Below are 18,229 nucleotides of genomic sequence, written 5' to 3'. Positions count from 1 at the left end.
AATATTCAGCACCCACACCCCAAATATTCAATTGTTGGATGCTTATGCCGTTCCCGACACAATAACGCAATCCCATGTAAATAAAGGATATTTCTATGTTGTCGCTTACCCTGATTTTTCGATAAAATTCTATACATGAAAAATATCGAACAATTGCCGCATGATCCGCCGCTGCGCGCCGTCCGCGCGTTCGAGGCGTTCGCACGTCTGGGCTCGGTCACCGCGGCCGCGCATGAACTCGACATCACGCCGTCCGCGGTCAGTCATCAGCTGCAACTGCTCGAGGCATTCATCCAGACGCCGCTGACCGTGCGCGAAGGCCGGCTGCTCGCGCTCACCGACGAAGGGCGCGACTATTACCGTTCGATCAGCGCCGCGTTCTCGGTGCTGCGCAGCGCGACGCGCTTCGTGCGCGATCGTTCGTCGCTGCGGCAAATCACGATCAGCCTGATCCCGCTGCTCGGCATCGGCTGGTTCATTCCGCGGCTGCATGCGTTTCTCGCCGCCAACACCGACGTGGACGTGACCGTGCTGTATGCGCACCACCGCAACTACCGAAGCGACGCGTCGGACCTGTCGATCCGCTTCGGCACCGGCGACTGGCCCGGCTACCGCTGCGAGCGGCTGCTGCCGGGCGCGATGGTGCCGATGTGCAGCCCGTCGTTCCTGAAGCGCCACGGGCCGTTCCGCACGCCGGCCGACCTCGCGCAGGCGCCGCTCGTGCACGACGAGGATCGCAGCACGTGGGTCAACTGGCTGCAGGGCGCCGGCGTGCGCCATGTGTCGCATGCGGTCGGGCCGATGTTCGAGGACGGACAGCTCACGCTGAGCGCGGCGCGCGCGGATCTCGGCGCCGCGCTGCTGCGCGCGCCGCTCGTGGAACGCGAACTGGCGAGCGGCGAGCTCGTGAAGCTGTTCGATCACGCACTCGACGACGGGCGCGACTACTACCTGTGCACGCGCGAGGATGCCGACATGCCGGACGGCGCGCGACGCCTGGCCGAATGGCTGAGGAAGATGGCGGCGTAAACGCGCGGGCGGCCGGTTGTCCGCGCCCCGCCAAGCCTCGCCGGCGCCTTGCGGGTGGCCGCGGGTATATATATGATATGCATATCGTATATCGGAGGTTGCGATGAGCCGTATTCTGATTGATCTGTCGAATGGCCAGCTCGACGAGCTGGCCGCCATCGTCGAGACTGAGCAACGCCCTCGCGCTGCGATCATTCGCGATGCGATCGACGCGTATATCGCGCAGCACAAGCATTCGCATGCCGACAACGTGTTCGGTCTCTGGAAAGATCGTGCGGTCGACGGGCTCACCTATCAGGAGGCATTGCGCTCAGAATGGTAAAAGCACTCATCGACACCCATGGTGCGGCCCGGCATCCCGGCCGCCCGACTCCGGCCGACGCCTGCGTCGCGCAGCACCGGCGGCACCCCGCCGACACCGTGTTCGGCCTCTGGAGAACCCGCGCGCCCGACGGGCTCGCCTATCAGGAGGCACTGCGCGCGGAATGGTAAAAGCCCTCTTCGACACCAACATCCTGATCGACTACCTGGGCGGCGTGGAGGCCGCGCGAGCGGAGCTCGCCCGCTACGACTACCGCGCGATCAGCATGATCACGTGGATGGAAGTCCTGGTCGGCGCGACGGCGAGCGACGACGCGGCGCTCCGCGCGTGGCTTTCGTCGTTCGCGATCATCCCGCTCGATGGCTCGGTCGCGAATCGCGCTGTAACGATTCGCAAGGAACATCGGATGCGCCTGCCCGACGCGATCATCTGGGCGTCCGCGCAAGTGAACGGCCTGCTGTTCGTGTCGCGCAACACGAAGGATTTTCCCGTCACCGAGCCCGGCGTGCGCGCGCCTTATCAGATCTGACGTGAGCGGTGTCCGTCGAGCGCGACGGGCACCCGCCCATCCGTATCACGCCGCTTGTCCCAAAGCCGTGCGCGGGCGCATGCGCTAGCGGCGCGTCGTGCATCGCGCATGCCGCGATCGGAATTTCCGTGCCGCCGTTGCCGCGACGCTGACGACCCGCGCGTGCGCGTCGCTTGCGCGCGTCGATCGCGTCGATCGCTTCGACCACTTCGATTGCTTCGATCCCTTTGATCCCTTCGACCGCTTCGATCGCTTCGATCACTTCGATTGCTTCGACCGCTTCGACCACTTCGATTGCTTCGATCGAGTCACGCGCTTCATGAAGTCAACCGCGCCTAGCGGCCCAATTCGGTCCAACACGCCTACGAGCGCTGTGGTGTGTGTCTCGCCCTTCCTAAGCACGCCGGAGGCGTGCAGAGGGCCGCTATGGCCGCCCGATTGCTCTTATCCGCCTCAGCCGGGCCCGCGCTGGTGCCACGCGCCGCGACGAACCGGGGCCGGAAGAGATAGAAATTCCCGATGCCGCGGATTGAAACAAGCAATTTCCCAAACCTGGGGTGAACCCGGATACTGGCAACACTTCATCACCACCCAAGCAAAAGGAACTCGCAAGATGCCGATCATCAACACCCAAATCAAGCCGTTCAAGGCAACCGCATACCACAACGGCGATTTCGTGCCCGTGACCGAAGAGAACTTCAAGGGCAAGTGGTCCGTCGTCGTGTTCTACCCGGCCGACTTCACGTTCGTCTGCCCGACCGAGCTGGGCGACCTCGCCGACCGCTACGCGGAATTCCAGAAGCTGGGTGTCGAAATCTACGGCGTGTCGACCGACACGCACTTCACGCACAAGGCCTGGCACGACACGTCGGACACGATCGCCAAGATCAAGTACCCGCTGGTCGGCGACCCGACGCTCACGCTGTCGCGCAACTTCGACGTGCTGATCGAGGAAGAAGGGATGGCGCTGCGCGGCACGTTCGTGATCAACCCGGAAGGCGAGATCAAGCTGTGCGAAATCCACGACAACGGCATCGGCCGCGACGCAGGCGAACTGCTGCGCAAGGTGCAGGCCGCGCAATACATCGCCGCGCACCCGGGTGAAGTGTGCCCGGCCAAGTGGACGCCGGGTGCGGAAACGCTGACCCCGTCGCTCGACCTGATCGGCAAGATCTAAGGTCGCTGCGCGCCTCGCACGGGGCGCGCGACACGCATCACCACGGGCCGCCTCGCGCGGCCCGCGCCCTCCTCCGGCACGACGTGCCCGACCAGAATGATCAATACGGAATCCGAAACGCCATGCTCGATGCCAATCTCAAGAACCAACTGAAAGCGTACCTCGAAAAGATCACGCGCCCGATCGAACTCGTCGCGTCGCTCGACGACAGCGCGAAGTCGCAGGAACTGCTTGCGCTGCTCAACGAGATTGCGTCGCTGACGTCGAGCGTGACCGTAACCGAACGCCGCGACGACGCGGAGCGCAAGCCGTCGTTCTCGATCGGCGAGCCCGGCAAGCCGGCCGGCATCCGTTTCGCCGGCATCCCGATGGGCCATGAATTCACGTCGCTCGTGCTCGCGCTGCTGCAGACGGGCGGCCACCCGATCAAGCTCGACGACGACGTGATCGAACAGATCCGCGCGCTCGATGGCGACTACGCATTCGAAACGTATTTCTCGCTGTCGTGCCAGAACTGCCCGGAAGTCGTGCAGGCGCTGAACGTGATGTCGCTGATCAACCCGCTTATCCGCCACGTCGCGATCGACGGCGCACTGTTCCAGAGCGAAGTCGAAAACCGGCAGATCATGGCCGTGCCGACGATGTTCCTGAACGGCGAATCGTTCGGCCAGGGCCGCAGCAGCGTGAAGGAAATCCTCGCGAAGCTCGACACCGGCGCCAGCGCCCGCGCCGCGAAGTCGCTCGAAAACAAGCCGGTGTTCGACACGCTGATCGTCGGCGGCGGCCCCGCCGGCGCGGCAGCCGCGATCTATTCGGCACGCAAGGGCATCGCGACGGGTGTCGTGGCCGAGCGTTTCGGCGGCCAGGTGCTCGACACGATGGCGATCGAGAACTTCGTGTCGGTGCAGGAAACCGAAGGGCCGAAGTTCGCGACCGCGCTCGAGCAGCACGTGAAGCAGTATGAAGTCGACATCATGGACGTGCAGCGCGCCGATGCGCTGATTCCGGGCGACGTACACCAGATCCGCCTCGCGAACGGCGCGGTGCTGAAGGCGAAGACGATCGTCCTGGCGACCGGCGCGCGCTGGCGCGAAATCAACGTGCCGGGCGAGCGCGAATACCGCAACCGCGGGGTCGCGTACTGCCCGCACTGCGACGGCCCGCTGTTCAAGGGCAAGCGCGTCGCGGTGGTCGGCGGCGGCAACTCGGGCGTCGAAGCCGCGATCGACCTGGCCGGCATCGTGAAGGCAGTCACGCTGATCGAATTCGGCGCGCAACTGCGCGCGGACGAAGTGCTGCAGCGCAAGCTGCGCAGCCTGCCGAACGTGACGATCGTCACACAGGCGCAAACGATCGAGCTGACCGGCGACGGCAGCAAGCTGAACGGGCTCGTCTACAAGGATCTGCGTTCGGGCGACACGCAGCGCATCGATCTCGAAGGCGTGTTCGTGCAGATCGGCCTCGTGCCGAACACCGAATGGCTGAAAGGCACGATCGAATTGTCGAAGCACGGCGAGATCGTCGTCGATGCGCGTGGCGCGACGTCGGTGCCGGGCGTGTTCGCGGCCGGCGACGTGACGACGGTGCCGTTCAAGCAGATCGTGATCGCGGTCGGCGAAGGCGCGAAGGCATCGCTCGGTGCGTTCGACTACCTGATCCGGCAAGACGCGACGCCGGCCGCGGCCGCTGCGCCGCAGGCCGAAGCAGCGATCGCCGCGTAACGCGCGACACGCCGCACGGAATCGTCTCTCTTGGCCCCGCATGCCCTGGTCGGCATGCGGGCCTTTTTCATCCGGTGTCGGTTTGCGATGCGCGAGCGCACTTGGCGGCGGCGCTTGCCTTACTGAGCCACGACGGGGCCGGCGTTCGCCGGGGCCGGGGCCGGGGCTGCGGCCGGCGCCTTGAAGCTGCTCGACTGGCGGACCAGCTGTTCCGTCATCGCGGCACCCACCGCGTTCGGGCCCGCCGACGCGTGCTGACGCTCGGGGTTCGATGGCGGCACCGATGGCGGCACGTATTGCGGCGGCGGCAGCGACGGATCGAGCTTCGCGGATTCGCGCACGAGCTGAGCCGTTTCCGGCGTTTCCGTATTTCTGTTCGTGGTCGCCGCCGCGTGGCGCTCGAGGCCGTCGCGCTTGCGCATCGCGTGTTGCGTCGGCTGATACGCCGGCTGGCTCGGCCGGCTCGCCTGCGCCGCCTGAACCGGCGGTGCGGATTGCACGGGTTGCACGGGCTGCGCCGGTGCGACCTTCGGCGGGGTCGCGCCGTCCGGCTCGACCGTCACGACATGGACGGTCGGCGGCGGCGCACTGGGCTTCGCCGGCGCTGCCTGCGCGGCGATCACCGGCACGACGGCAGCCGATGCCGGCGCCGAACCCGCGCGCGCGGCGGGCACTTGTTGCGGCACGGAATCGTCAACATGCGCGGACGGGACGGCGACCGCCGCAGGCGGCGCAATCGACCCTTCCGCGGTATGGCCGTCGTTCGCGGCCGCTACGGCGGCAGCAGGCGCGGCGGAATCGCCGATGCCGGCTTCCGCGATCGCGCGGTGGTCCGCACGCAGCAGCATCACGTAGCCGGTGCCTGCCGCGGCCACCAGCAATCCGCCGGCGATCATCAAGTTTTTTCGGGTACGAGTCATGCTTGCTCACCGAGCCTGTCGATGGGAACAAGCCATCATACGCGTGCGTTCGCGCTTGATCTCGCGCGAATACATTTCGTTGCATTGATGCCGACCACCGGTCGCCCGGGACGTGCTACAGCGCGCTGCCCTATCGTCTGACGGATCGACGCCGCCTGATTCCGCCCTTCAGATGCAGAAGACGGCCACCGCGATCCCGCCGAACAACGCCCACTTGACGATGTAGTACACGGTGCGATTCCACGCCTTCAGCCGCTTGCCGGCGCGGCGAATCGCATACAGGTACTTGAATGCATGATTGAGTCCGCCGGTGCGGTCCCCCGTTTCGTTCGGCGACGCGGCCGCGCGCATCAATAGTTGTCCGAACGCATCGTTGATGCGCTGCGCCCACCGATATTTCATCGGCCGGTCGATATCGCAGAACAGGATCACGCGATCGTGTGCGGTGCGGTTCTCGGCCCAATGCAGATAGGTCTCGTCGAACATCACGGCGTCGCCGTCGCGCCATGCATACGACTCGCCGTCGACGACGATCCGGCACGCATCGTCGTTCGGCGTGTCGAGCCCGAGGTGATAGCGCAGCGAGCCTGCATACGGATCGCGATGCAGCCCGAGCTTGCCGCCCGGCGGCAGCTGCGCGAACATCGCGGCCTTGATCGACGGAATCCGCGAAAGGATCTCGACCGAGCGCGGACACAACGCCTGCGCGGACGGGTGCGGCGCGTCGTACCACTTCAGATAGAAGCGCTTCCAGCCGTTGCGAAAGAACGAATTGAAGCCGATGTCGTTGTACTCGCCCGACGCCTTGATCCGGCTTGCGTCGCGCAATGCGAGCGCTTCGCGGCGGAACGTCTGCCATTCGCGCTGCAGCACCGCGAGCTCCGGAAAGTGCCGCGTGTCGAGAAACGGCGTGGTCGGCACCGACGAGAACGCGTAGGAAAAGCAGTTCAGCGGTGCAGTGAAGGTCGAGTGATCGGATAGTTGCCTGAACAACCTGTGCCGAACCTTGCCGCGCCGATGCGTGTACACGACACACGCAATGAACACGATCAACAGGACCCAGCGCATCGTGATATCCCCCGTAAGCTGTTTGCCAAAATTCTAGGTACGGGGAAAATTTCCTGCGCTGACGCGCCGGCGGTGCGATGCGCGTCAGCACGACGCGGCGAGCCTGCCGATGAAGCCAGCCCAAAACGCCGAAAAGCCCGTGCAGACGGGCTTTTCGGGGCAATCGGAACGCACGCGCGGCGTGTGCCGACGCGCGTGCATGCGGCGATTATTCCGGAAACGGCAAATCAGTTTGTCCGTCCGCGCGCATGCCGAACGTGTTGAGCGTCATCGCGACGAGCGCGTAATAGCCGAGCAGCGCGACGAGGTTCACGACGGTCTCGTGACCGAACCGCGCCTGCGCACGCGCGAAGGTTGCATCGCTCACGCGCTTCGTGTCGTACAGCTCGGTTGCGAACGCATGGATCAGCGCATCGTCGTCCGATTCGAACACCGGCTCGACGCCACGCCGGATCGCGTCGGCCGTCGCGGCCGGCACGCCGGCATCGAGCGCGATCGGATGATGGATGTGCCACTCGGCCTGCGAGCGCCAGCGCGCGGCGGTCACGAGGATCGCGAGCTCCGACAGCCGCAGCGGCAGCCCCGTGCGATAGCGGCAGAACGCGCCGAGCTTCTGCGCGTGCTGGGCCAGCTCGGGGCTCGCGATCCAGCCGAGGAACGGCCCGTTCAGGTTGCCGCGCGGGCCGCTCAGGATCTCGGCGAGCACGGCCTTCTGCTCGTCGGTGGCCGATGCGGGATCGAACGGAGGGAGTCTGTCTGTCATGGCGAGAATTCCGTGAGGTCGTCGTTTACGCGCCGGCCGATGCGAGCGCCGCATCGATCGCGCCGGACAGCCGCTCGACGATCGTGTCGATCTGCTGCGCGGTGCAGATGAACGGCGGCGCAATCAGGATGTGATCACCGTGCACGCCATCGATCGTGCCACCCATCGGATACACCATCAACCCGCGCTGCATCGCCTCGCGCTTGACCGCCGCATGCAGCTTCAATGCGGGGTCGAACGTCGCCTTGGTGTCGCGATCGCGCACCAGCTCGACGCCGACGAACAGCCCGCGGCCGCGCACGTCGCCGACATGCGGATGTGCGCCGTAATGCTCGCGCAACGACGCGCGCAGTTGCTCGCCGCGCGCCTGCACGTTGTCGAGCAGCTTCTCTTCGGCGATCACGCGCTGCACTTCGAGCGCGGCCGCGCATGCCGTTGCATGGCCGAGATACGTATGGCCGTGCTGGAAGAACCCCGAGCCGTCGACGATGGTCCGGTAGATGCGGTCGCTGACGAGCGTCGCGCCGATCGGCTGGTAGCCCGCGCCGAGCCCCTTGGCGATCGTCAGCAGATCGGGCGCGACACCGTCTTCGTCGCACGCGAACAGATAACCCGTGCGCCCCATCCCCGACATGATTTCATCGAGAATCAGCAGCACGCCGTACTTGTCGCACACCGCCCGAATCTTCTTCAGGTAGGTCCGCACCGGCGGCACCGCGCCGGCCGTCGCGCCGACCACCGTTTCCGCGACGAACGCGGCGACGTTTTCCGCGCCGAGTTCGACGATCTTCTGCTCGAGCTCATCGGCCAGACGCTGCGCATACGCGTCGTCGGTTTCGCCGGCCAGCTGATCGCGATACGCATAGCACGGGCTCACGTGATGCGCTTCGATCAGCAGCGGCAGGAACGGCTCGCGCCGCCATGCGTTGCCGCCGATCGCGAGCGCGCCGAGCGTATTGCCGTGATAGCTCTGCCGGCGCGCGATGAAATGGCGGCGCGACGGTTCGCCCTTCTCGACGAAATACTGGCGCGCGAGCTTCAATGCGGCTTCGATCGCCTCGGAGCCGCCCGACACGAAATACACGTGCTCGAGGCCGGCCGGCGCCGCGTCGACGAGCCGGTCGGCGAGTTCCTCGGCGACCTCGGTCGTGAAGAACGACGTATGCGCATACGGCAGCTGCTGCGCCTGCCGCTTGATCGCGTCGATCACGCGCTGGTTGCTGTGCCCGAGACACGACACCGCCGCGCCGCCGCACGCGTCGATATAGCGTTTGCCGGTCGAATCGATGATCTCGATGCCGTCGCCTGCAACGGCAACGGGCAAGGTGGCGCGCGGAGCGCGATGAAAAACGGTCGTCATGCGTTGCCTCATGGTTCAGGACGCGCTCGGCGCGTGCGCTACCGGCACGATGCGCGTCGCGAAGCGCTGCGTGCCGGGTTGATGGACGGTGAAGTCGATCGCGGTGTCATGAATCTCGAACACCGCGGTGGCCAGTGTGTTCTCGTCGTCGGGGTCGGCCGGGTCGTCGCGATAGATCGGCAGCCCTTCCGGCGCGCGATCGCCGAGCACGCGCAGCAACGCGGCTTCGTCGAGCGCGTCGATGTGCGGCGTCAGCGCATCGACCCGACGCTGGCGATCGCCGGACGACTGCGTGACGATCTGCGCTTCCGCGTCGCAGCCCGGATGCACGAGATGGTTCGCGTGGCCGGTGAGGTGCGCGACATCGACGACCGAGCAACGCGCGACGCTCGCCTCGATGCTGAGCACCCGCGTGCCGCCGGTCGCGCCGAGCGTGTGATGGAAACCGCTCGCGCGGGCATGCGTGCGCAGCACGTCGGCTGCCGCATCGAGCGACGTCGCGTCGAGCACCGCGCGCGCGAGGATCATCCGCGGCACGCCGGCCGCCGGCGTGCGGATGCGCAGGTTGTTGATCGCCTGCGCGATGCCCGCACGGTTCGTGGCGAACGTATGGCCGGGCAGCGAGCCCGGGTAATAGAAACTGATGAAGCCGGGTTTGCCGTGCGGCTGCACGTCGACGAGCAGGCACCGTTCGCGCAGGTACGGATCGCCGTCCTCGTTGTGCGCGATCCAGCGTGTGCCGTCCGCGCCGCGCGCGGCGAGCGTCGTGCAGCCGTCCGGCGCGTTGTGGATCAGTTCGCCGCGGCAGTTCCACAGGAAAATGTCGTCGGCCGGCCAGCCGATGCCCGTGGCGATCCCGTCCAGCTCCGCGACGAGGTCGGGGTACGCGGCCAGCGCGGCCTGTCGCAGTGTGTCGACGAACGGATGGCCGCGCCAGCGGCGCACGGCCTGCCATGCGCCGCTCTGCTGCATGTACGTGTCGAACACGGGGCGCGCGAGCTCGCCGAGACGCACGCCGATGTCGAACGGCGTGCCGGCGATGACGGGAGAAAGGAAAAGCGGCATGTCGGGCGTTAGGGTCTGATTCCGGTGGCGTATCGTCCACCCGGCCGGCGCCGGCCGTCAAACGATGCCGGGGCGCCCGCCGCACGTGACAGGCAATACGCGATGAGGAATTAGACAACCACACAACATATGTTGTCAATATTAAATTAATGACAACAATAAGTGCAGCGACTGCCGCCCTTCAGCAGGCCGTCTCACGCCGCCACCCCGCTCGCCTGATGCGCAACCAGCCGCGCATACGCGCCCTGCCGCGCGATCAGCTGCGCATGCGTGCCCGCCTCGATGATCCTGCCGTGCTCGATCACGAGGATCTTGTCCGCATTGCGCACGGTCGACAGCCGGTGCGCGATGATGACCGACGTGCGCTGCGCCATCAGGTCCTCCAGCGCCGCGCGAATCTGCTGCTCGCTGATCGTGTCGAGGTGCGACGTCGCTTCATCGAGGATCAGCACCGGCGCATCCTTCAGGAACGCGCGCGCGATCGCGACCCGCTGGCGCTGCCCGCCCGACAGCTGCACGCCGCGCTCGCCGACGCGCGTCGCGAGCCCGTCCGGCAGCCGCGCGACGAAGTCGCCGAGCGCAGCCTGATCGATCGCACGCTGCACGTCGGCGGCGGACGCGTCGCTCGCCGCGAGCCGGATGTTCGCTTCGAGCGTGTCGTTGAACAGGTAGGTATCCTGCGCAACGAGTGCGATGTGCTGGCGCAGATCGTCGAGCCGCAGGTCGCGCAGATCGATGCCGCCGAGCGTCACGCGGCCCTGCTGCGGATCCCAGAAGCGCAGCAGCAGGCTCGCGACCGTCGACTTGCCGGCGCCCGATGCGCCGACCAGCGCGAGCGTGCTGCCGGGCGGCACCTCGAAACTCACGCGATCGATCGCCGGCACGCTGCGGCCCGGATACGTGAAACCGGCTTCCTCGAACCGCACGGTCGCATTGCCGGACAGCGCATGCGTGCCGTCGACGACCGTCACCGGCTCCTTCTCGAGCACACGCAAGCGCCGCGTCGACGCGATCGTGTCAGCCAGTTGCCGCGCGACCTGACCGATCTCCGCAACGGGCATGAATGCGGCCACCGCGACGAGCACCAGCAGCGGCAGCGACTCGTGCGCGAACCAGCCGCGCGCGCAGAGCAGCGCACCGAGTGCCGCGACGGCCAGCCCGCCGAGCCCGCTCGCGACTTCGAGCGCGGCGCTCTGCGTCGACAGATCGTCGAGCAGCTTCGCGCGCTGCTGCCGGTACGCATCGGCTTGCGCGACGAATCCGGCGCGCCGCCGCGCGATGGCCTGGAACGCGGTCAGCTCCGCGAGGCCCTGGATCGTTTCGGTCAGATGCGCGCCGAGCTGGCCGAGCGCTTCGCGCGCGCCGGTGCCGAGCCGGTCGACGTCGCGCCGCGCCAGCACCGGGGCCAGCCCGGCCCACAGCAGGAACGGCAGCAGCACGAGCGCGAGCGGCCATGCGATCGACGCGAGCAGTACCAGCACGCCGGCCGGCACCAGCACCGCGACGAACGCGGGTGCAAGCGTATGCGCATAGAAGTACTCGACGGTCTCGACGTCCTGCGTCGCGAGCGCGACCAGATCGCCGGAACGACGGCGCAGCAGCCCGGCCGGCGCGAGCCGGTCGAGGGTCGCGAACAGCGCGATGCGCATTTCCGCGAGCATCCGGTACGCCATGTCGTGCGCGAGCCACGATTCGAGCCAGTGCAGCACGGCCGCGACCGGCGCAACGACGAGCAGCGCCGCGACGAGCGCGCCGTTCGCATGCCCGCTCGACACGCCGCCGACCACCAGCGCGCCGATCACGCCGACGCCGATGAACGCGAGCACGCGGCCGATCCCGAACAGCACGGTCAGCACGACCTTGCCCGTCCACGGGCGTACGAAGCGCAGCAGCGTGCGCAGGGTTTCGGGCCAGCCGATCGTCGCCGCGTCGTCGTTCAGCGGCGTCACCTGCGGGCCCGAGGCCGCACGTGAGCCCGCGCCGCCGGCGGCCGCGGCCGTGCCGACGGCTTCGGCGGCCGCTTCCATCTGCGGCCCCATCAGCCGGCGATACGGGCCGTCGCGCACGATCAGCTCCGCGTGCGTGCCCGCGTCGACCACCCGCCCCTGATCGAGCACCAGGATGCGATCGGCGCCGATCACGCTGGACAGCCGGTGCGCGAGCACCAGCGTCGTGCGGCCGCGCGTGAGCCGGTCGAGCGCCTGCTGGATCAGCGCCTCGTTCTCCGCATCGACCGACGACAGCGCCTCGTCGAGCAGCAGGATCGGCGCATCGCGCAACAGCGCGCGGGCGATCGCGATCCGCTGGCGCTGGCCGCCCGACAGCATCAGCCCGCGCTCGCCGATGCGCGTCGCGTAGCCTTCGGGCAGCGCCGAGATGAAGTCGTGTGCGTTGGCCGCGCGGGCGGCCGCGATCATGTCGGCGTCGCTCGCGTCGGGACGGCCGAGCCGCAGGTTGTCGGCGACGCTGCCGTCGAACAGCGTCGCGTCCTGCGCGACGACCGCGATCATTTCGCGGACCTGATCGGCGTCGAGCGCGCGCACGTCGTGACCGCCGATGCGAATCGCGCCGCCCTGCGCATCGTGCTGGCGCAGCAGCAGACGCACGATGGTCGACTTGCCCGCGCCGCTCGGGCCGACGATCGCGACCGTCTCGCCTGCGCGGACCGTGAAGCTCAGCGCCGCATGCGCATCCGCGCGCCGCCCCGGATACGCGAAGCTGACACCGTCGAACGCGATCTCCGGCCGCACGTGCGGCACGCGCGGCGCGACGGTAGTCGGCGTCTCGCTGCGGGCGTCGAGCAGCGCGTGGATCGCGTTCGCCGCCGACTGGCCGATCATTCCCTGATGCAGTACCCCGCGCAGGTCGCGCAGCGGCCGGAAAATCTCGCTGCCGGCCATCAGCACGATCAGCAGCGCTTCGAGACTCATGTCGCCGTGGCGCACGCGCCATGCGCCCACCGCGATGACCGCCGCCGCGCCGAGCCCCGTGCCGAGATCGGTGAAGAGCCGCGTCAGCAGCCCGAGCGCGAGCACCCAGAACGTGCTGTCGGACAGCGCGCGCGCCTTCTCGGCCAGCTTCGCGCCGAACGCGCGGCTCTGGCCGAACGCCTTCAGCGTCGGCAGCCCCTGCACCGCATCGAGAAATTCCTCGCCGAACGCCTTGAACGCCGACGAACGCGCGAGCGCCGCGCGACGGTCCGCGCGATGCACGAGCTGCGGCAGCGCGAGCGTGACGAGCGCCGCGACCAGCAGAATCGCGGCCGTCGGCACGTCCCACCATGCGAGCACCGCGAAGATCATCACCGGCGCGCACGCGGCGATCACGAGCTGCGGCAGGTAGACGCCGAAGAAGGTCTGCAGCTGCTCGACGCCGTCGACGACGGCGAGCATCACGCCGCCCGTGCGCTCGCCGCTGAACCACGCGGGGCCGAGCGCGGCGATCCGGTCGAACAGCCGCGCGCGCAGCGCGGACTGCACGCGCCCGGCCGTATGCTGCGCGAGCAGCGTGCGGCGATGGTCGAGCCACGCGCGCAGCAGCACGCAGGCCGCCGTCACAGCGACGGTTTCGGCGATATCGCGCGCCGGTGCGCCGGCAAACACGAGCGCCAGCACGCGGCCGAGAAACACGAAACGCAGCATGCCGACGCCCATCGCGAGCAGCCCGAGCGCGACCGCGGCGGCGACCCGCCCGCGCAATCCCGCCATCATCGCCCATAGTCGTCGGTCGAAATACATGAAGCCCTCCGGTCGGTTTTTCGTTGCGGTTTTATTGACCGAACCAAGGCTACCTGCGCGCCCGACACGCGGCAAAAGATGATTTTTCAACGGGTGTTGAGTCAACTACAATACCCCGCATGTCGCACCTTCCTCCGCTCAGCGCATTGCGTGCTTTCGAGGCGGCCGTCCGCCTCGGCGGGTTCGCGCGCGCGGCGGCCGAGCTGAACGTGTCGACCAGCGCGATCAGTCATCAGATCCGTGCGCTGGAAGAATCGCTGGGTGCACGGCTGCTCGAACGCAGCACGGGGCTCGGCGGCATCAGCCTCACATCGGCGGGCGCGCGCCTGCTGCCGGCCGTCAGCGACGCGCTGTCGAAGCTGACCGACGCATGCGCCGAGATTCGCGGCACCGCCACGCAACGGCTGACGGTGTCCGCCAACGCGCCGTTTTCGTCGATGTGGCTCGCACGCCGTCTCGCCGAATTCTCGTCGCTCCACCCTGACACGCCGCTGCACGCGGTCGTGGTCGACGACGAACCGGATTTCGCGCGCAGCGGCGTCGATCTCGCGATCGTGCACGTGCCCGCGCATCGGCTGCGCGCCGACGACGACATCCTGATGCGGGAAACCGTGTTTCCGGTCTGCAGCCCCGAGCTGTTCCCGTATGCGTCGGGCTACGTGTGCCGCTCGCGGCTGCTGCAGGAGATGCACGAGGACAGCCCCGAGATCGACTGGCGCAACTGGGCGTCGGAATTCGGGCTGCCGGGAGACTTCGAAACGAAGATCGTCCGCTACAGCAGTTTCAGCCAGGTGATCGGCGCGGCGGTCGGTGGCGCGGGCATCGCGCTCGGCCGCGTGCCGCTGATCGAGCCCGAACTGCGCAGCGGGCGCCTCGTGCCGCTGGTGCCGGGCCTCGCGCGCGATGCGTCATGGCGCTTCGTGCTGCGCCGCAATCCGTCGACGCGGCACCGGCTGCTCGATCCGTTGATCGCGTTCCTGCATCGCGAAGCGGATGCGCCCGCGTTCAATGTCGCGAAGATCGTTGCGCCCGCATCCAACGACAGTCATGCGCGCGGCGCGGGCGGCGCATGACGGGCCGGCACGCGAAGCCGATGCCGGCCGCCCGCCATCGCGTCACGGCGTAGCGAAGAACAGCGCGACGACGCAAGCCATGCCGGCAAACCACACGACCGAGCGCAGCGACGCCCAATTCAGCAGATACATCAGCGCATAGACGACGCGGATCGCGACGAACGCGATCGCGAGCTGGTCGACGTGGTGCGCGTTCGCGCCGTTGTGCCATGCGACGACCAACGCAGCGGTGAACAGCGCCAGCGCTTCCCACGCGTTCTGATGCGCGGCCTGCGCCCTGGCACGCCAGCCGGCGAGCTTCGCCAGGTACTCGCGCGGCGCATGGTTGTCGTAACCTTTGCGCGCCTTGGCCAGGAACGTCATCGGGAACGGCAACAGCGCCACGATGAACAGGCACAGCTGGGACGTCGTCATCAAAGTCTCCTCCTTTATGCTTACATCGTTCAATGACATGATCGCCGGAAGCCTAGCATTGCACCGCGCCGATCGCGCACCGGTTTTCTAGACGGCAGACTCGGCATTCGCGGCCGCCGGAAGCCGCGCCGCCAATGGTTCGGCGCCAAAAATTCCACCAAATCATCGACAAAAACGTTAATTAAAACTGGTCGAACACCAATAAGATAGCGCTCGACACTGGCTCAGCGCATCGCCGCGCGAGCCTGCCGACCCGAACCGCGCCGCCGCGCGCACCGAACGACTTTCGACCCGAGTCCGACCATGCCCCGTCCCATCGTCGCCCATATCCGTCCTGACGCCGTCCGCCACAATCTCGACTTCATCCGCCGCACCGCCGCGCAGTCGCGGGTGTGGGCCGTGGTCAAGGCCAACGCATACGGTCACGGCATCGAGCGCATCTATCCGGGACTCGCGGCCGCCGACGGCATCGCGCTGCTCGATCTCGACGAAGCCGTGCGCGTGCGCGAGCTCGGCTGGGACAAGCCGGTGCTGCTGCTCGAAGGGATCTTCGAGCCGGCCGACGTCGAACTCGCCGATCGCCACCGGCTGACGGTGGCCGTGCACTGCGACGAACAGCTCGACCTGCTGATCGCCGCGAAGCCGCAGCAGCCGATCGACATTCAGCTCAAGATGAATGCCGGGATGAACCGGCTCGGCTACCGGCCGCACGCATTCCGCGCCGCGTGGGAACGCGCGGCGAGCGCGCCGACGATCGGCACGATCACGCTGATGATGCATTTCGCGAACGCCGACGAAGGCGAAGTCGACTGGCAGCTCGACCAGTTCGATGCGGCCACCGCCGGGATTCCGGGCGAGCGCTCGGCGTCGAATTCGGCGGCCGTGCTGTGGCATCCGCGCGCGCATCGCGACTGGGTGCGGCCCGGCACGATCCTGTACGGCGCATCGCCGACCGGCGCGGCGCGGCACATCGCCGACACGCCGCTGATGCCCGCGATGACGCTCACCAGCAAGATCATCGGCGTGCAAACGCTCGCGCCGGAAGAAACGGTCGGCTACGGTCGTCGCTTCACGGCGGACCGGCCGATGCGGATCGGCGTCGTCGCGTGCGGCTATGCGGACGGCTATCCGCGCCACGCGCCGACCGGCACGCCGATCGCGGTGGACGGCGTGATGACGCGCGTCGTCGGCCGCGTGTCGATGGACATGCTGACCGTCGACCTGACGCCGTGCCCGCACGCGGGCATCGGGTCGAGCGTCGAGCTGTGGGGCGATCAGGTCAAGGTCGACGACGTCGCGGAAGCCAGCGGCACGATCGGCTACGAGCTGATGTGCGCGCTCGCGCGCCGCGTGCCGGTCGTGATCGTGCCGCCGGGTGCGTCGACGGCCGAGCCGGCGTTGCGCACGGGCAGTTACGGGCGCTGACGCGCGCAGATCGCGGAGGCGGCGGCATGCGCGCGTGGCGTTGCGGCGTCCGGATCACCCGGACCGTCCGGGTTCATGCGCGGGCCGCTCGTCGCCAGCGACCCGTTTTTGCTGAGGAGCCTTGACGACGCTCGACGACGGCTGATGACGTGACGACGCTTGACGACGCGTGCGGAACGCAAGCGCCGCTGGCGAGAATGCGCTACCGCCGTGCCGCCGCGCTTCGCGTCACGAACGCCACGTCGGCTTGCGCTTCTCCAGGAACGCGTCGATCCCCTCGCCGGCGTCCTCTTCCATCATGTTGCGCGCCATCACGTCGCCCGCGAACGCGTACGCGTCGTCGAGCGACAAGTCGCGCTGCCGGTAGAACATCTGCTTGCCGTAGCGCACCGCCGCCGGGCTCTTCGCGACGATCTCCGCGACCTTGCGCGCGACGGCCGCGTCGAGCGCATCCTCGGGCACCGCTTCGTTGACGAGCCCCCACGCGGCGGCCGTCGCCGCATCGACGAAACGCCCGGTGACGAGCATGTCGAACGCGCGCTTCGTCGCTACATTGCGGCTCAACGCGACAGCAGGCGTCGAACAGAACAGCCCGACGTTGATGCCCGATACCGCGAAGCGTGCGGTGTCGGCCGCGATCGCGAGATCGCACGCGGCGACGAGCTGGCAACCGGCCGCCGTCGCGATGCCGTGCACGCGTGCGATCACCGGCACCGGCACGGCGCGCATCGCGACCATCACGCGGCTGCATTGCGCGAACAGCGCGCGGTAGTAGTCGAGTTCCGGCTTGCTGCGCATCTGCCGCAGGTCGTGGCCCGCGCAGAACGCCTTCCCTTGCGCGGCGAGCACGACGCAGCGCACCGTCGGATCGGCGGCCAGCGATTCGAATGCGTGCTGCAGGCTCTCCAGCATCGCCTCCGACAGCGCGTTGAACTGCTGCGGCCGGTTCAGCCGCAGCGTGACGACGCCGTCGCGGTCTTCGCGCAGCAAAATGGGTTCCGATGACGAGGGATTCGAATCCATGATGGGTCCACCTGGTTGACCGGGTCACGATAGGCTAGCGGCCCAATATAGTCCAATCCGTGGCGCGCGGGCGTGAACGCGCAACCTGCCGCGCATCAGCACGGCACCCCAGATCGCGTCGAACGTGTTTAGCCGCGCCGTCATTTCCGGTTCGTCCGGCACATAACGGGTAGAGACCGTCGAGCCGTCCCTCACGCTGACGTCGCCGCCCGCCGCACGCGTGTCAGCCCGCGAGCTTCTTCAGCGCGTCGAGCACCGCGTCGCCCTTGAACGGCTTCACGATCCAGCCCTTCACGCCGGCGGCCTTGCCGCGCTCCTTCATCGCCGGGCTGCTTTCGGTGGTCAGCATCACGACGTTGACGGATGCGTTCGCCAGTTCGCCGCGAATCTTCTCGACCATCGTCAGGCCGTCCATGTTCGGCATGTTCACGTCGCTGATCACGAGGCGCACACCGGGCGTCGCCTTGAGTTTCGCGAGTCCGTCCTTGCCGTCCACCGCCGTCGCGACGTCGAGCCCGTGATTGCGCAGGAAACCCGCGACTTCGTCGCGCACCGTGCCCGAATCGTCGACCACCAGAATCTTTGCCATGTTGTCTTCCCCTT

17 protein-coding genes are annotated in these 18,229 nt (G+C 67.7%); 8 read left to right on the top strand and 9 right to left on the bottom strand.

Going from position 1 to position 18,229, the window contains the following annotated elements; translation table 11 throughout:
* The first annotated feature begins 135 nt into the window (after positions 1-135).
* From O1Q03_RS07150 to ahpF, 6 genes are all read left to right on the top strand, one after another.
* On the top strand, positions 136-1,029 hold the full coding sequence (locus O1Q03_RS07150) for a LysR substrate-binding domain-containing protein (protein WP_269502446.1): 894 nt from the start codon (positions 136-138) through the stop codon (positions 1,027-1,029).
* A gap of 103 nt (positions 1,030-1,132) precedes the next feature.
* Positions 1,133-1,351, top strand: a complete 219-nt coding sequence (locus tag O1Q03_RS07145) for a ribbon-helix-helix protein, CopG family (protein WP_269502444.1) — start codon at positions 1,133-1,135, stop codon at positions 1,349-1,351.
* Complete coding sequence (locus O1Q03_RS07140; protein WP_269502443.1) at positions 1,345-1,521, top strand: hypothetical protein; 177 nt, start codon at positions 1,345-1,347, stop codon at positions 1,519-1,521. The genes O1Q03_RS07145 and O1Q03_RS07140 overlap by 7 nt, the downstream gene beginning before the upstream one ends.
* Positions 1,515-1,880 carry a type II toxin-antitoxin system VapC family toxin gene (locus tag O1Q03_RS07135; protein WP_269502442.1) on the top strand — a complete coding sequence of 122 codons (366 nt, stop codon included), beginning with the start codon at positions 1,515-1,517 and terminating at the stop codon, positions 1,878-1,880. The genes O1Q03_RS07140 and O1Q03_RS07135 overlap by 7 nt, the downstream gene beginning before the upstream one ends.
* Before the next feature lie 613 nt (positions 1,881-2,493).
* The gene (gene ahpC, locus O1Q03_RS07130) at positions 2,494-3,057 is read left to right on the top strand and encodes an alkyl hydroperoxide reductase subunit C (RefSeq protein ID WP_269502441.1); all 564 of its coding nucleotides are present in this window, start codon (positions 2,494-2,496) and stop codon (positions 3,055-3,057) included.
* 122 nt (positions 3,058-3,179) lie between these two features.
* Positions 3,180-4,778 carry an alkyl hydroperoxide reductase subunit F gene (gene ahpF / locus O1Q03_RS07125; protein ID WP_269502440.1) on the top strand — a complete coding sequence of 533 codons (1,599 nt, stop codon included), beginning with the start codon at positions 3,180-3,182 and terminating at the stop codon, positions 4,776-4,778.
* A 119-nt stretch (positions 4,779-4,897) separates the two neighbouring features.
* On the opposite strand, the gene O1Q03_RS07120 is transcribed toward ahpF, so the two are convergent.
* The 6 genes from O1Q03_RS07120 to O1Q03_RS07095 all read right to left on the bottom strand — a co-directional run bounded on the left by O1Q03_RS07120 (position 4,898) and on the right by O1Q03_RS07095 (position 13,691).
* A complete protein-coding gene (locus O1Q03_RS07120; protein ID WP_269502438.1) occupies positions 4,898-5,698 on the bottom strand; it encodes an extensin in 801 nt (266 codons plus the stop codon).
* A 168-nt stretch (positions 5,699-5,866) separates the two neighbouring features.
* A complete protein-coding gene (lpxO, locus tag O1Q03_RS07115) occupies positions 5,867-6,766 on the bottom strand; it encodes a lipid A hydroxylase LpxO (protein WP_269502437.1) in 900 nt (299 codons plus the stop codon).
* 208 nt (positions 6,767-6,974) lie between these two features.
* The gene (locus O1Q03_RS07110) at positions 6,975-7,529 is read right to left on the bottom strand and encodes a carboxymuconolactone decarboxylase family protein (RefSeq protein WP_269502436.1); all 555 of its coding nucleotides are present in this window, start codon (positions 7,527-7,529) and stop codon (positions 6,975-6,977) included.
* Between the two features lie 25 nt (positions 7,530-7,554).
* Positions 7,555-8,889, bottom strand: coding sequence for an aspartate aminotransferase family protein (locus tag O1Q03_RS07105; protein ID WP_269502435.1), 1,335 nt, complete (start codon positions 8,887-8,889; stop codon positions 7,555-7,557).
* Between the two features lie 15 nt (positions 8,890-8,904).
* The gene (locus O1Q03_RS07100; protein ID WP_269502434.1) at positions 8,905-9,954 is read right to left on the bottom strand and encodes a C45 family autoproteolytic acyltransferase/hydolase; all 1,050 of its coding nucleotides are present in this window, start codon (positions 9,952-9,954) and stop codon (positions 8,905-8,907) included.
* A gap of 194 nt (positions 9,955-10,148) precedes the next feature.
* Positions 10,149-13,691 (bottom strand): ABC transporter ATP-binding protein/permease, encoded by a 3,543-nt coding sequence (locus O1Q03_RS07095; protein ID WP_269502432.1) that lies wholly within the window; start codon positions 13,689-13,691, stop codon positions 10,149-10,151.
* A 119-nt stretch (positions 13,692-13,810) separates the two neighbouring features.
* On the opposite strand from O1Q03_RS07095, the gene O1Q03_RS07090 reads away from it, so the two are divergent.
* Positions 13,811-14,764, top strand: a complete 954-nt coding sequence (locus O1Q03_RS07090) for a LysR family transcriptional regulator (RefSeq protein ID WP_269502431.1) — start codon at positions 13,811-13,813, stop codon at positions 14,762-14,764.
* Between the two features lie 42 nt (positions 14,765-14,806).
* Here O1Q03_RS07090 and O1Q03_RS07085 read toward each other — a convergent pair whose 3' ends face one another.
* A complete protein-coding gene (locus O1Q03_RS07085; protein WP_269502429.1) occupies positions 14,807-15,178 on the bottom strand; it encodes an MAPEG family protein in 372 nt (123 codons plus the stop codon).
* A gap of 303 nt (positions 15,179-15,481) precedes the next feature.
* Here O1Q03_RS07085 and alr point away from each other — a divergent pair, with 303 nt between their 5' ends.
* The gene (gene alr / locus O1Q03_RS07080; RefSeq protein WP_269502428.1) at positions 15,482-16,603 is read left to right on the top strand and encodes an alanine racemase; all 1,122 of its coding nucleotides are present in this window, start codon (positions 15,482-15,484) and stop codon (positions 16,601-16,603) included.
* Between the two features lie 228 nt (positions 16,604-16,831).
* Here alr and O1Q03_RS07075 read toward each other — a convergent pair whose 3' ends face one another.
* Together O1Q03_RS07075 and O1Q03_RS07070 are read right to left on the bottom strand one after the other, a co-directional pair.
* Entirely contained in the window at positions 16,832-17,626 is a 795-nt protein-coding gene (locus tag O1Q03_RS07075; RefSeq protein ID WP_269502427.1) for an enoyl-CoA hydratase, read from the bottom strand.
* Positions 17,627-17,849: 223 nt separating this feature from the next.
* Positions 17,850-18,215, bottom strand: coding sequence for a response regulator (locus O1Q03_RS07070; protein WP_060238818.1), 366 nt, complete (start codon positions 18,213-18,215; stop codon positions 17,850-17,852).
* Positions 18,216-18,229: the final 14 nt, after the last annotated feature.

The sequence above is a fragment of the Burkholderia sp. IMCC1007 genome (genome assembly GCF_027257875.1).
GTDB lineage: Bacteria > Pseudomonadota > Gammaproteobacteria > Burkholderiales > Burkholderiaceae > Burkholderia.
This window is presented reverse-complemented; position numbering and strand designations above follow the sequence as displayed.

Bases quoted from the DNA above. Each gene is read 5' to 3' on its own strand.
- ahpC (WP_269502441.1), top strand. From the start codon at position 2,494: ATGCCGATCATCAACACCCAAATCAAGCCGTTCAAGGCAACCGCATAC.
- O1Q03_RS07120 (WP_269502438.1), bottom strand. From the start codon at position 5,698: ATGACTCGTACCCGAAAAAACTTGATGATCGCCGGCGGATTGCTGGTG.
- O1Q03_RS07085 (WP_269502429.1), bottom strand. From the start codon at position 15,178: ATGACGACGTCCCAGCTGTGCCTGTTCATCGTGGCGCTGTTGCCGTTC.
- O1Q03_RS07110 (WP_269502436.1), bottom strand. From the start codon at position 7,529: ATGACAGACAGACTCCCTCCGTTCGATCCCGCATCGGCCACCGACGAG.
- lpxO (WP_269502437.1), bottom strand. From the start codon at position 6,766: ATGCGCTGGGTCCTGTTGATCGTGTTCATTGCGTGTGTCGTGTACACG.
- O1Q03_RS07095 (WP_269502432.1), bottom strand. From the start codon at position 13,691: ATGTATTTCGACCGACGACTATGGGCGATGATGGCGGGATTGCGCGGG.
- O1Q03_RS07075 (WP_269502427.1), bottom strand. From the start codon at position 17,626: ATGGATTCGAATCCCTCGTCATCGGAACCCATTTTGCTGCGCGAAGAC.
- O1Q03_RS07135 (WP_269502442.1), top strand. From the start codon at position 1,515: ATGGTAAAAGCCCTCTTCGACACCAACATCCTGATCGACTACCTGGGC.
- O1Q03_RS07100 (WP_269502434.1), bottom strand. From the start codon at position 9,954: ATGCCGCTTTTCCTTTCTCCCGTCATCGCCGGCACGCCGTTCGACATC.
- O1Q03_RS07150 (WP_269502446.1), top strand. From the start codon at position 136: ATGAAAAATATCGAACAATTGCCGCATGATCCGCCGCTGCGCGCCGTC.
- O1Q03_RS07090 (WP_269502431.1), top strand. From the start codon at position 13,811: ATGTCGCACCTTCCTCCGCTCAGCGCATTGCGTGCTTTCGAGGCGGCC.
- O1Q03_RS07105 (WP_269502435.1), bottom strand. From the start codon at position 8,889: ATGACGACCGTTTTTCATCGCGCTCCGCGCGCCACCTTGCCCGTTGCC.
- ahpF (WP_269502440.1), top strand. From the start codon at position 3,180: ATGCTCGATGCCAATCTCAAGAACCAACTGAAAGCGTACCTCGAAAAG.
- O1Q03_RS07070 (WP_060238818.1), bottom strand. From the start codon at position 18,215: ATGGCAAAGATTCTGGTGGTCGACGATTCGGGCACGGTGCGCGACGAA.
- O1Q03_RS07140 (WP_269502443.1), top strand. From the start codon at position 1,345: ATGGTAAAAGCACTCATCGACACCCATGGTGCGGCCCGGCATCCCGGC.
- alr (WP_269502428.1), top strand. From the start codon at position 15,482: ATGCCCCGTCCCATCGTCGCCCATATCCGTCCTGACGCCGTCCGCCAC.
- O1Q03_RS07145 (WP_269502444.1), top strand. From the start codon at position 1,133: ATGAGCCGTATTCTGATTGATCTGTCGAATGGCCAGCTCGACGAGCTG.